Source organism: Komagataeibacter europaeus LMG 18890, from assembly GCF_000285295.1.
GTDB lineage: Bacteria > Pseudomonadota > Alphaproteobacteria > Acetobacterales > Acetobacteraceae > Komagataeibacter > Komagataeibacter europaeus.
The window spans coordinates 194533-206473 of the sequence record NZ_CADP01000002.1 but is presented as its reverse complement, the minus strand read 5'-3'; the positions used below and the strand labels follow the sequence as shown (position 1 = coordinate 206473).

Here is an 11941-nt window from a genome sequence, read left to right as displayed (position 1 = left end):
ACCAGCCTTGCGCACGGGGTGGTTGAGAATACATAAGTGGGCATGGCCTCACCTCCCCTTCTTCTCCTTCAGGATATCACCCTGACCCTTGGCGGCGCGCCGCTGCTCAATGGCGCGGGCTTCGGCGTTGGCCCTGGCGAGCGCGTCTGCCTTGTCGGGCGCAATGGCTGTGGCAAGTCCACCCTGCTGCGCATCGCGGCGGGTGAGATACAGGCCGATGACGGCACCGTTTTTGTCCAGCCCGGCACCACCGTGCGCTACCTGCCGCAGGAACCCGACCTGTCGGGCTTTGACACCACGCTGGATTACGTCCGCGCGGGCATGGGGCCGGGCGACCCGGAATACCGCGCCGAACTGCTGCTGACCGAACTGGGGCTGAACGGCACGGAAGACCCGGCCACCCTGTCGGGCGGGGAAGCGCGGCGCTGCGCGCTGGCCCGCGCCCTTGCGCCCGAACCCGACCTGCTTTTGCTGGACGAACCCACCAACCACCTGGACATGCCCACCATTGAATGGCTGGAACGTGAACTGCTGTCGCTGTCATCGGCCATGGTCATCATAAGCCATGACCGCAGGCTGCTGGAAACGCTGTCGCGTTCGGTCGTGTGGCTGGACCGGGGTGTCACCCGCAGGCTGGATCAGGGCTTCGCCCGGTTCGAGACATGGCGCGAGGAAGTGCTGGAGCAGGAAGATCGCGACAGCCACAAGCTGGACCGCCAGATCGCGCGTGAGGAAGACTGGATGCGTTACGGCGTGACCGCGCGGCGCAAGCGCAATGTCCGCCGCGTGGCTGAACTGGCCGAACTGCGCAATACCCGTCGCACCGCCATAAGGCAGCCCGGCGGCCTGAAGATGGAAGCCCGCGAAAGCGACCTGTCGGGCAAGCTGGTTGCGGTGGCAGAAGATATGTCACGCGCCTATGACCCTGCCCACCCGGTGGTCAGCCATCTGGACCTGCGTGTCCTGCGCGGGGACCGGCTGGGGATCGTGGGGGCCAATGGCGCGGGCAAGAGCACCCTGCTGCGCCTGCTGACGGGACTGGACAGGCCGGATTCCGGCACCATCAATATCGGCAGCGCGCTCAATGTCGTCACACTGGACCAGCAGCGCCGCTCGCTTGATCCCGACACCACGCTGGCGGATACGCTGACGGGCGGCGGCGGGGACATGGTGCAGGTTGGCAATGAGAAACGCCATGTCATCGGCTACATGAAGGACTTCCTGTTCCGCCCCGAACAGGCGCGTACCCCGGTGGGCGTGCTGTCGGGGGGGGAGCGCGGGCGGCTCATGCTGGCCTGCGCGCTGGCGCGGCCGTCCAACCTGCTGGTGCTGGACGAGCCGACCAACGACCTTGACCTTGAAACGCTCGACCTGCTGCAGGACATGCTGGCCAGCTATTCCGGCACGGTGCTGCTGGTCAGCCATGACCGTGACTTCCTCGACCGGGTCGCCTCCTCCATCCTGATGGCGGAAGGCGGCGGAAAGTGGGTGGAATATGCCGGTGGCTACAGCGACATGCTGGCCCAGCGGCAGGACGCCACACTGGCCGCCCGCCCCCGGCAGGACCGCGCGGAAACCACACCGGCCAGAACCGATGTGACCCCGTCCTCCTCCCCCCGGCAGCCCGCGCGCAAGATGTCGTACAAGGACAAGCACGCGCTGGAACAGCTACCCAAGCAGATGGCGGCGCTGGAGACGGAAATCGAGCGCCTGCGCGCCATCCTGTCCGACGGGGGCCTGTATGCGCGCGACCCCGCCACCTTTACGGCCGCCACCACGGCGCTGGAAAAGGCAGAGGCCGACCTGACGGCGGCGGAAGAACGGTGGCTGGAACTCGAAATGCTGCGCGAGACGCTTCAGTCTTCCTGAACGGGGGGGATGATCAGGCCGGACGCCTCCATCCGTGCGCGGGTGGCGGCGATCCCCTGTGTCACCGCCAGCGCCGCCGCCAGCGCCCGGCGGCCCGCCACGGCGTCCACCAGCACTTTCGCGCCATCAAGGCACGAAGCGGCAAAGGCGGCATGTTCCGCCGCCAGCGTATCATGGTCGCGCCACGTTACGGATTCGCGCCGGAACCCGCCCGATCCGGGCAGCGGCAGGCCGCGCGTGCGCCCGATCATGGTCAGTTCACGCTTCATGAAATCAGCCGACAGGTAGCCTTCCTGTGAAAAGACGCGCATCCGCCGCTCGGTCTTGAGGGAAATTCGGCTGGCCGCGATGGTGGCGACACAGCCATTTTCAAACCGCACGCGGGCGTTGGCGATGTCCTCGAACGGTGAACTGACCGCCGCCCCCAGCGCATCGACGCTTTCGATCGGGCTGTCCACGATGGACAGCACCAGATCAAGGTCATGGATCATGAGGTCAAGGATCACCGAGACATCCGTCCCGCGCGGCTTGTAGGGCGCAAGGCGCGTGGCCTCGATATAGAGGGGACGGGAAATACGGTCGGTAATGGCCTGATGTTCGGCGGAATAGCGCAGCAGGTGCCCGACCTGCAGCACGACCCCGTGCATCTGCGCCAGATGCGCCAGTTCATCGGCCTGCGCCAGTGTGGCCGCCATGGGCTTTTCCACCAGCACATGCTTCCCCGCCGCCAGCGCGCGCCGGGTCAGGTCGAAATGGTGTTCCGCGGGTGCTGCGACAATAATCGCATCCGAACAGGCCAGCAGATCGGGATATGACAGGACGGGCACGCCCCCGGCTTCCGCCGCGACCTTGCGCGCGCGCGCGGCATCGGGGTCATGGATGCCGGTCAGGATTTCCCGCGCGGCGGCCTGCACCTTTAGCGCATGGAAGCGGCCGAAGTGGCCCGCCCCCACGATCCCGACACGTAACAACCGCATTCCCGCCTGCGTCATGTCCTGCCCTTCCTGCCTGTTTCGTGTCCGTACCTGTTCCCGGATTAGCAGGCCGCCACGCAGGCGCACACCCCCGCTGGCCGCACGGGCGGCATGACGGGGCGGGAAAATTGCGGCAAAACGGCAACGGCGGCGGCCCTGCCGGCGTATCAGCGGTTGCATCATCGGGCAGGGACCGGCATGTTCCCGCCACTGATTTTTCGCACACGCGATACACTGACCATGCCGGACAGGGAACCGGCCAGCCGGGCGTAGGGAGCTCTCCATCAAGTCATGATGTATTACAGTCGGCTCAGAATGGCTTCGGTCATTGGCGTATGTCTGATCGGGCTGGCGCTGTGCCTGCCCAATGTCATCCGCCAGCCCGTGGCGTCCCTGCCATGGCGGCAGATCCATCTGGGCCTTGACCTGCGGGGCGGGTCATACCTGCTGCTGCAGGTTGATATGAACAGCGTGACAGCCGACAGGCTGCGCGGGCTGCAGGATGAAACACGCCAGACCCTACTGAAGAATTCGCTGGGTTACCGCAACCTGACCACCACCGCGCATGGCGTGACATTCACGCCCCGCACGCCGGAAGAAGCGCAGCCCGACCTGAAGGCGCTGCGCGCCATGCCGATGAACGTGCCGGGCGAATTCAGGGTGGAACAGGCCGAAGGCGGCCAGATCGCCATCACCCTGTCGGCCGAGGCCGCGCGCCAGCGCGCCTATGACGCCGTGACCCAGTCGATCGAGATCGTGCGCCGCCGTATCGACGCGACCGGCGCCATCGACCCCGAAATCACCCGCCAGGGCGATGACCGGATCATTGTCGAACTGCCCGGCATCAGTGACCCCGAACGGGTCAAGAACCTGTTGGGCACCACGGCCAAGATGACGTTCCATCTGGTTGCCGATTCCGCCATCGGGTCCGCCGTGCCGCCACCGGGCGTGGAAATGCTGCCCATGACCGACGGGCAGACCAAGCTGCCGGTCTTTTCCCATGTTGATGTGGATGGCGCGGACCTGACCAACGCCAGCGCCTCGATCGACCAGCAGAGCGGCGAATGGGCGGTGAACTTCACCTTCGATTCGACCGGGGCGCAGGAATTTGGCGACGTGACGCGGACCAATGTGGGCAAGCGCTTCGCCATCGTGCTGGATAACAAGGTGATCGAGGCCCCGGTCATCCGCACCGCCATTACCGGCGGCAGCGGGCAGATCACCGGCGGGTTCAGCGCACAGCAGGCCACCGACATGGCGCTGCTGCTGCGCGCGGGCGCGCTGCCCGCACCGCTGAACGTGATCGAGCAGCGTTCCATCGGCCCGTCGCTGGGTGCTGATTCGATCCGCGCGGGCGGCTACAGCCTTGCTGCCGGTTTCGTGCTGGTGATCGCGTTCATGGCGCTGTTCTATGGCCGGTTCGGCTGGTACGCGAACATTGCGCTGCTGGCCAACCTGGTGCTGATGACCGCCATCCTGTCGCTGTTCGAGGCGACGCTGACCCTGCCGGGCATGGCGGGCATGCTGCTGACCCTGGGCATGGCGGTGGATGCGAACATCCTGATCAACGAACGCATCCGCGAGGAAGTGGCCCGTGGCCGCAGCGCGCTGCAGGCCATGCAGGCGGGTTTCGAACGCGCGACCGGCACGATCGTGGACAGTAACGCCACGGCGCTGCTGGCGCATGTCATGCTGTTTGTTTTCGGGACCGGGCCGGTACGCGGCTTCGCGCTGACGATTACGATCGGCATCGTGACCACCCTTTTCACCACCCTTCTCCTATCCAGGATGCTGATGGTGCGCTGGTATGCCCGCACACGTCCCAGCACCCTGCCGGTCTGAGGCGCGCCGAATGATGTTTGATCGTCCCCTTCTCCGGTTCGTGCCGCGTGGCACGAAAATCAACTTCATGCGCGGCCGCTTCATCGGGCTTGCGACATCGGCCGTGCTGTCCATTGCCTCGCTGATCCTGTTCTTCCATCCCGGCCTGACGCTGGGGCTGGATTTCCGTGGTGGTATCGTGGTGGAAGCCCGCACGCAGGGACCGGCGGATTTCAACGCAATCCGCGCCGCCCTTGCCGCCCAGCACGTGACGGCTGCGGGCGTGCAGTCCTTTGGCGGCCCGGATGACGTGCTGATCCGCCTTGATACGCCACCCGAAAGCGAACCCGACCATGAGGCCCGCACGCAGGCCATGGTCGATTCCGTGCGTCATGCCATCGGCACCCTGCCCGGCGCGCAGGTGCTGCGGGCCGATGCGGTGGGTGCGTCGGTATCGAAGGAACTGTTCCGCAACGGCATGCTGGCGCTCGGCATCAGCCTGCTGATGATCCTGGCCTATATCTGGTTCCGTTTTGAATGGGAGTTCGCGGTCAGCGCGGTGGTGACGCTGGTGCTGGACCTGACCAAGGCCATCGGTTTCCTGGTCATCACGCATTTCGAATTCGATCTGGTGATGGTGGCGGCCATCCTGACCATCCTTGGCTATTCCACCAATGACAAGGTGGTGGTCTATGACCGCGTACGTGAAAACCTGCGCAAATACCGCACCATGCCGCTGGCAGAACTGATTGACCTGTCGATCAACGAAACACTCAGCCGTACGCTGGGCACGTCATCGACGGTGTTTCTTGCTGCACTCCCGCTGGCGCTGTTCGGTGGGGCCAGCCTGTCGGGGTTTGCGTGGGTGATGCTGTTCGGGATCGTGGTGGGCACGTCATCGTCCATCTTCATTGCCGCACCGCTGCTGCTGCTGCTGGGGGAAAAGCGCCTGCGTCGTGACGCACGCCCCCCCGTGCGCAACTGAAACCCGGCGCTGGCCACGCGCGAAACGGATATGCGCGGGATCTGCCCGCAGCATAAAGACGTTCCTGGTAAGGCTTTTTTTCAAAAAGCTTCACACGACGCCGCCTTCCTGAAAAAAGGCGGCACCCAAAAACTTTTATATATTCATACTTTTACTTGTGGGCAGGTGTGGCCGGTTGCGGCGGCACCTGCCCTTTTGCATCAGGACTGGCTGGACCATTCGGCAGGCAACTGCGCGGCGTCCTGCCACCAAGCGTGGACGGATCGGGCTGGTTGGTGCAGGCCACCATCAGTTCCACTGCCTGTTGCCCATTACGGCGCGCCTTGCGCGATGGCTTGGTCAGGGCGGCGAGGATCATGCTCTTGCCGTATTTGAGCGAGGTCGCCATGTCATACACCTGCTGCCCCGACAGGCCGCCATCCTGCAGGCGACTGACCATGCCCCCTTCGGCCATGAAATAGGACGTGATCAGCAGGTAATCCTGTGCCGGGGCCGACAGGCGGGACATGTCCGCCCTGCCTGACGAATGACAGCCCGCCAGCAGCGCCACTGCCGACAGGGCCAGCAGCCGCCCGCGCATATATCGTGTCATATCAATCATAAGCCAGCCACCTTCACCATACCGGGGGATATTGGGCAGTCCCGTCCCCCGGCACAAGTGCGGTCAGGGATGCGCCAAAAAAAACTGGCACCCATCGGGGTGCCCGTCCTGCGTTCCGGCAGTCTGATATGTGGGATCAGGCCTTGGGCGCGGTCGCAGCCGATTTCTGGGCTGCTTCCGTCTTCAGCACATCAAGGATGTCCTGCAGCAGCACTTCGTTGCGCGGCGGCGCGGGCGGCGTCGCGGGCTTTTCGGCTTCTTTCTTCACCGTCAGACGGTTAATGGCCTTCACCACCCAGAAAATCACGAAACCGATGATGATGAACTGGATCACCGCATTCAGGAACAGGCCGATATTGATCGTGACCGCGCCAGCCTTCTGCGCATCGGCCAGCGTCGCCATGTGCGGGCCACGCAGGGTGATGAACAGGTTGGTAAAGTCGATACCGCCGATCAGCAGGCCCAGTACCGGCGTGAACACGTCCTTCACCAGGCTGTTCACGATGGCCGTGAACGCAGCACCCACGATCACACCGACCGCAAGGTCAACCACATTGCCGCGCATGAGGAACGCGCGGAATTCTCCCAGCCAACCGGGTACATGAAGATCCTTGACGTGCAGTTCGGGCACGTGATCCGGCAGTTTCGCCATGAATGCCAATCCTTGTTTAATGGAATACGCCCTAGCTCTAGCAACATCCCGACATCATGACGACCATATATTATCATGTGGCCCTTCCATTCCCCGGCATGATGCAACCGGGTAACACCATGGCGCGAAGACGGAAGGGCGGCCTTTTCTTGCCATCGGGTGTTGATCTTGGCGGCACTTGTCGTCTATACGCCTGCCGATACAACGCCCCCGGTCGGCATCGGTGGGCCCAGCGCGAAAGTGTTTGAAATGAAATCCGGCATCCACCCCGACTACCATGAAATCAATGTCATCATGACCGATGGCACCGAGTACACGACCCGTTCGTGCTACGGCAAGGCTGGCGATACGCTGCGCCTGGACATCGATCCGAAGTCCCACCCGGCATGGACCGGCGTGCAGCGCATGATGGACACCGGGGGCCAGGTCGCCAAGTTCAACAAGAAGTTCGGCGCACTGGGCCAGCGCAAGAAGGGCTGATCCCTCCTTCCTCTCGATCAGGTCTGAAGTCCGTGGCAATGCCCGGTCCCTTGAACAGGGGGCCGGGCATTCCCATGTCTGGAGTGCGCCGGATGCCCATAGCGGGTCCATGCGCATCACCCAAAATCGCGGTCAGCTCAACCGAGGGACCGCATGACACCAGACCTTGCTTCATGGAGGTTTCACATGGCTTACGATTTCGCGCCGCTATTTCGCAGCGCCATAGGATTTGACCGCCTGGCCCAGCTTGTCGACACGGCGGCACAGAACCCGGTCGGTTCGTCCTATCCCCCCTACAACATCGAAAAACTGTCCGACGCGCAATATACACTGACGATGGCGGTCGCGGGATTTGGTCCCGATGACATCGAACTGACGGTACAGGACAATACCCTGATCGTGTCAGGTCGTGTCAGCGATGGCACGCAGGACAGGGAAATGCTCTATCGCGGCATCGCCACGCGCGCCTTCGAACGCCGTTTCGTGCTGGCTGACCATGTCGTGGTGGAAAAGGCGGACCTGACCAACGGCCTGCTGCGCATCGCGGTGCGCCATATCGTGCCCGAGGCGCTGAAGCCACGCCGTATCCCCATTTCATCAGGCCAGACCATGGCGGGCGATACCGCCCCACGGGCCGAGCCCCCCCAACCCGCCACCGATGCCATGGCCGGCACGATCGCGGCAGGCGCCGCCGCCCCTGCTCCACAGCCCGCAAGCCGTGCCGCATAAGTGGGCGATCACAGTCTGTTTGCCGCAGGGGCAGGCCACGGGTCTGCCCCTGTTTTTATTGATGGGAAACATCCGGGACGGGTGGATTGAAGTCTTGACCTTTGCCGCCTGCAACCGTCATATCACTTCCACGAGTGTTTTCTGTTTCTGGCGCGCCAGCAGGTACGCACGGCTTCCACCTTTTCAGGGGCCGTTTCAAACACCCTTTCAGGTGCCTGCGTGTGGCGCCACACGCTGTAGGACCTGAGAATGACTGCCCTGCCCTTAATGCCCAAGGCGACCGCCGTGTGGCTTATTGAAAAGACGGCGCTGACCTTTACCCAGATTGCCGCGTATTGTGGAATGCATCCCCTTGAAGTCCAGGCCATCGCGGACGGGGAAGTGGCACAGGGAATCCGGGGCTATGACCCGATCGCCCACCACCAGTTGACCCAGGCGGAAATTACACGTTGCGAAAAAGACCCCGAGGAACGCCTCAAGGGACTGCCGCCCGCCAACCCGATCAACCGCCGGTCCAAGGGCGCGCGCTACACCCCGGTGGCCAAGCGTAACGACCGTCCGGACGCGATTGCCTTCATCCTGCGCAATTTCCCGCAACTGTCGGAACAGCAGACCAGCAAGCTGCTGGGCACCACCAAGGACACCATCGAGAAGGTGCGCACCAAGCAGCACTGGAACAGCGCCAACATCAAGCCGCGCGACCCGGTCACGCTGGGCCTGTGCAGCCAGACGGACCTGAACGCCATGGTCGCCGCCGCCAATGAACGCCTGGCGCGCGAAGGCCAGGCCGTGCCGCCGCCGCTGGAACTGGATGACGACAACGAACACGGCATCTGACCAACACCCCGCCGCCCGGACCGCCCGGGCGGCGGGAATGTTGTCAGCCCAGCCGGGCCAGGCGCTCGATCTCTTCCTTCACACGAAGTTTCTCAAGCTTGAGCCGCCGCAGGGCACCCTCATCGGGCATGGGCCTGCGGTCTTCATCGAAAATGCGGGCGTCAAGCCGCGCATGACGGGTTTTGAGGCTGTTGATACGTGCTTCGTACGACATGGAACCCTCCAGCGTCTTTACTGCAACCCGATCAGGCTAGACCAGACGATGCTGCAATTTCCATGCTAAAATTGCAGCCCCTGGGGATCATGTCCGGCATTTCGCCTTTTGCGGCGGATATGCTTAGGATACGACATGCCCACTTAACAGATGAGCCGCCATGCTGACAGATCGGGATACCCTGCTTCGCAAGCTGCACGAACTGCGCAGCGAACATCGTGACCTTGATACGGTCATAAGCCGCATGGCCCAGCAGGTAACGGACCAGTTGCAGCTGCAACGGCTGAAAAAGCGCAAGCTGCTGCTGAAGGATGAGATCACATGGTTGGAAAGCCGCATGATCCCCGACAGTATCGCCTGATTCCCTGACGAAAGTATTGCAATCGTGAGCCTTTCCCCCCTTCCGTCCCCCGGCACGAAATCCCCGCGCGTGGGGCTGATCATGGGCAGCCAGTCCGACTGGGAAACCATGCGTCACGCCACCGCCGTGCTGGAAGCGCTGGATATCGCGCATGAGGTGCGCATCGTCTCCGCCCACCGCACGCCCGACCGCCTGGCGGAATACGCAAAATCGGCGCAGGGACGTGGCCTGTCGGTGATCATCGCGGGCGCCGGGGGGGCCGCGCACCTGCCGGGCATGTGTGCCGCGTGGACGGCGCTTCCTGTGCTGGGGGTGCCGGTCGAATCGCATGCGCTGAAGGGCATGGACAGCCTGCTTTCGATCGTGCAGATGCCCGGCGGCATTCCCGTGGGCACGCTGGCCATTGGCAAGGCCGGGGCGACCAACGCGGCGCTGCTGGCGGCCTCCATCCTTGCGCTGTCCGACCCTGACCTTGGTGGGCGGCTGGCCGCATGGCGGGCGAAACAGACGGCGGCCGTGGCGCAGGAACCCGTGCGATGACGCCGCTTGCCCCCGGTTCGGTCCTGGGCATTGTCGGCGGCGGACAGCTTGGCCGCATGTCCGCCATTGCCGCCGCCCGCCTTGGCTACCGCGCCCATATCCTGACGACGGAAGCCGACGGCCCGGCCGCACAGGTTGCGCATGCCATTACCCTTGGCCGGTATGATGATCATGACGCCCTGCGCCGCTTTGCCGATGCGGTGGATGTCATCACCTTTGAATTCGAGAATATCAGCGCCGACGGTCTGGACCTGCTGTCCAGCATCCGCCCGGTGCACCCTGCCGGTCGCATCCTGCGCATAAGCCAGGACCGTATAGCCGAAAAGACCTTCATGGCGGAAAACGACATTCCGGTGGCGCCATGGCGGGGCGTGCATGACCGCGCCGATCTGGACCGGGCGGCAGAAGCGCTGGGCTATCCCTTCATCCTCAAGACCACGCGCCTTGGTTATGATGGCAAGGGCCAGGCCCGCATCCACGATGCATCGGAACTGGATGCGGCATTCGACAGCCTGCGTCCCCACCCGCTGGTGGCCGAGGGCATGGTGCGCTTCGCCTGTGAGGTCAGCGTGATGGTCGCGCGTAACGCACGCGGCGATACCGTGACCTTTGACGTAACCGAAAACCGCCATCGCAACGGCATTCTGGACATAAGCCTGGCCCCGGCCCGAATCGCACCCGACCTTGCGGCGCAGGCGCGCGACCTTGCCCGCCGCATTGCCACGGCGCTGGACCTGACCGGCCTGCTGGGGGTCGAGATGTTCGTGGACCGGGACGGCAGCCTGCGCGTGAACGAAATCGCGCCCCGCCCCCATAATTCGGGCCACTGGACCATGAATGCCTGCCCCGTGGACCAGTTCGAGATGCATGTGCGTGCCGTGACCGGCCTGCCACTGCCCCCCGCCGGCCGCCACAGCGACGCGGTCATGAAAAACCTGATCGGCCCCGCTGACATGGCCCTGTGGCCTGAAATCATGACTGCCCCGGGCCTGCTGGCGCATCATTACGGCAAGGCGGAAGCCCGCCCGGGGCGCAAGATGGGACATGTCAACGTGCTGTTTCCCAAGGGTGCGCTACCCGGTGAATTCGGGGTGGAAGCCGCCCTCGGCCCACTGGCGGACCGCAAGGGCGCTGCGTAACTAGATCAGCAGTCCCGCCGCGCGGAAACTGTGGGTCCGGCCATTGCCCACGATGATGTGGTCATGCACCGTGACCTGCATGGGCTTGCCGATCTGGGCGATGCGCAGGGTCATTTCGATATCGGCGGACGAGGGTTCCGGCTGGCCCGCGGGGTGGTTATGCGCCAGCACCAGCCGCCTGGCCCCCAGTTTCAGCGCGCGGCGCATGATTTCGCGCGGGTAGACCGGGGAATGGTTGACCGTGCCGGTGCCCATCAGTTCATCGGCCAGCAGGTGGAAGTCTTCATCAAGAAACAGCACGCGGAACTGTTCGATCACTTCATGGCCCCTGCAGGCCTGCAGGTAGGCTTCCAGCCCCGCCTGTCCCGCCAGAATGTCCGTGCGCCGCACGCGGGCACGGTACAGGCGCAGCGCCGCCTCCGTCACGACCGCCAGCAGGGGCGGCAGGACGGTTTCACGTCCCGCCACTTCATCCAGCGCCCCCACATGCGCCGACAGCGCCATCCCCGCTGAACCAAAACGGGCCAGGAAGCTGGCGGCCAGACGGTCCGGTGCGGGATGGGAGGAATCAAGCGTGCGGATCAGGCGCTGCAGGAAGGCATGGTCATCCGCCCGGCTGATACCGCCCCCAAGGGGAAGTGCGACCGGTTCGGGCGATGTGTGATCGTGCAAACGGTGTTTTCCCAACAATTGCAGGACAAAAGCCGTCCCGATGGTGCATTATGCGCTCAGAACAAGG

General features: G+C 64.1%; 14 protein-coding genes. 9 read left to right on the top strand and 5 right to left on the bottom strand.

What is annotated here, in order from left to right:
- The first annotated feature begins 42 nt into the window (after window positions 1–42).
- On the top strand, window positions 43–1869 hold the full coding sequence (locus tag GEU01_RS02465; RefSeq protein ID WP_019084799.1) for an ABC-F family ATP-binding cassette domain-containing protein: 1827 nt from the start codon (window positions 43–45) through the stop codon (window positions 1867–1869).
- Here the strand turns inward: GEU01_RS02465 and GEU01_RS02460 are convergent.
- Window positions 1857–2861, bottom strand: coding sequence for a Gfo/Idh/MocA family protein (locus tag GEU01_RS02460; RefSeq protein WP_026018435.1), 1005 nt, complete (start codon window positions 2859–2861; stop codon window positions 1857–1859). The two genes, GEU01_RS02465 and GEU01_RS02460, sit on opposite strands and share 13 nt — an antisense overlap.
- Window positions 2862–3134: 273 nt before the next feature.
- Between GEU01_RS02460 and secD the strand changes: the two genes are divergently transcribed.
- A complete protein-coding gene (gene secD, locus GEU01_RS02455; RefSeq protein ID WP_081499923.1) occupies window positions 3135–4685 on the top strand; it encodes a protein translocase subunit SecD in 1551 nt (516 codons plus the stop codon).
- Between the two features lie 13 nt (window positions 4686–4698).
- Window positions 4699–5649, top strand: coding sequence for a protein translocase subunit SecF (secF, locus tag GEU01_RS02450; RefSeq protein WP_026018433.1), 951 nt, complete (start codon window positions 4699–4701; stop codon window positions 5647–5649).
- Between the two features lie 151 nt (window positions 5650–5800).
- Here the strand turns inward: secF and GEU01_RS02445 are convergent, their stop codons facing one another.
- On the bottom strand, window positions 5801–6241 hold the full coding sequence (locus GEU01_RS02445; RefSeq protein WP_231289826.1) for a hypothetical protein: 441 nt from the start codon (window positions 6239–6241) through the stop codon (window positions 5801–5803).
- Window positions 6242–6386: 145 nt separating this feature from the next.
- Window positions 6387–6902: a large conductance mechanosensitive channel protein MscL gene (gene mscL / locus GEU01_RS02440; protein ID WP_010507579.1), complete on the bottom strand. Its 516-nt coding sequence runs from the start codon at window positions 6900–6902 to the stop codon at window positions 6387–6389.
- Window positions 6903–7151: 249 nt separating this feature from the next.
- Between mscL and rpmE the strand changes: the two genes are divergently transcribed.
- The 3 genes from rpmE (at window position 7152) to GEU01_RS02425 (ending at window position 8948) form a co-directional block, all read left to right on the top strand.
- Complete coding sequence (gene rpmE / locus GEU01_RS02435) at window positions 7152–7382, top strand: 50S ribosomal protein L31 (RefSeq protein WP_010507580.1); 231 nt, start codon at window positions 7152–7154, stop codon at window positions 7380–7382.
- 186 nt (window positions 7383–7568) lie between these two features.
- A complete protein-coding gene (locus GEU01_RS02430) occupies window positions 7569–8111 on the top strand; it encodes an Hsp20 family protein (protein ID WP_019084794.1) in 543 nt (180 codons plus the stop codon).
- A gap of 249 nt (window positions 8112–8360) precedes the next feature.
- Window positions 8361–8948 carry a DUF1013 domain-containing protein gene (locus GEU01_RS02425; RefSeq protein WP_026018432.1) on the top strand — a complete coding sequence of 196 codons (588 nt, stop codon included), beginning with the start codon at window positions 8361–8363 and terminating at the stop codon, window positions 8946–8948.
- Window positions 8949–8991: 43 nt separating this feature from the next.
- Here the strand turns inward: GEU01_RS02425 and GEU01_RS24130 are convergent, their stop codons facing one another.
- Window positions 8992–9162 (bottom strand): YdcH family protein, encoded by a 171-nt coding sequence (locus GEU01_RS24130; protein WP_010507586.1) that lies wholly within the window; start codon window positions 9160–9162, stop codon window positions 8992–8994.
- 160 nt (window positions 9163–9322) lie between these two features.
- On the opposite strand from GEU01_RS24130, the gene GEU01_RS02415 reads away from it, so the two are divergent.
- The 3 genes from GEU01_RS02415 to GEU01_RS02405 are packed head-to-tail and all read left to right on the top strand — an operon-like array spanning window position 9323 to window position 11202.
- Entirely contained in the window at window positions 9323–9523 is a 201-nt protein-coding gene (locus GEU01_RS02415) for a YdcH family protein (RefSeq protein WP_010507587.1), read from the top strand.
- Between the two features lie 24 nt (window positions 9524–9547).
- Window positions 9548–10063 (top strand): 5-(carboxyamino)imidazole ribonucleotide mutase, encoded by a 516-nt coding sequence (gene purE / locus GEU01_RS02410; RefSeq protein WP_019084793.1) that lies wholly within the window; start codon window positions 9548–9550, stop codon window positions 10061–10063.
- Window positions 10060–11202, top strand: a complete 1143-nt coding sequence (locus GEU01_RS02405) for a 5-(carboxyamino)imidazole ribonucleotide synthase (RefSeq protein WP_019084792.1) — start codon at window positions 10060–10062, stop codon at window positions 11200–11202. Before purE ends, GEU01_RS02405 begins: the two co-directional genes overlap by 4 nt.
- Here GEU01_RS02405 and GEU01_RS02400 read toward each other — a convergent pair whose 3' ends face one another.
- The gene (locus tag GEU01_RS02400; RefSeq protein ID WP_019084791.1) at window positions 11203–11874 is read right to left on the bottom strand and encodes a JAB domain-containing protein; all 672 of its coding nucleotides are present in this window, start codon (window positions 11872–11874) and stop codon (window positions 11203–11205) included.
- Between the last annotated feature and the right edge of the window lie 67 nt (window positions 11875–11941).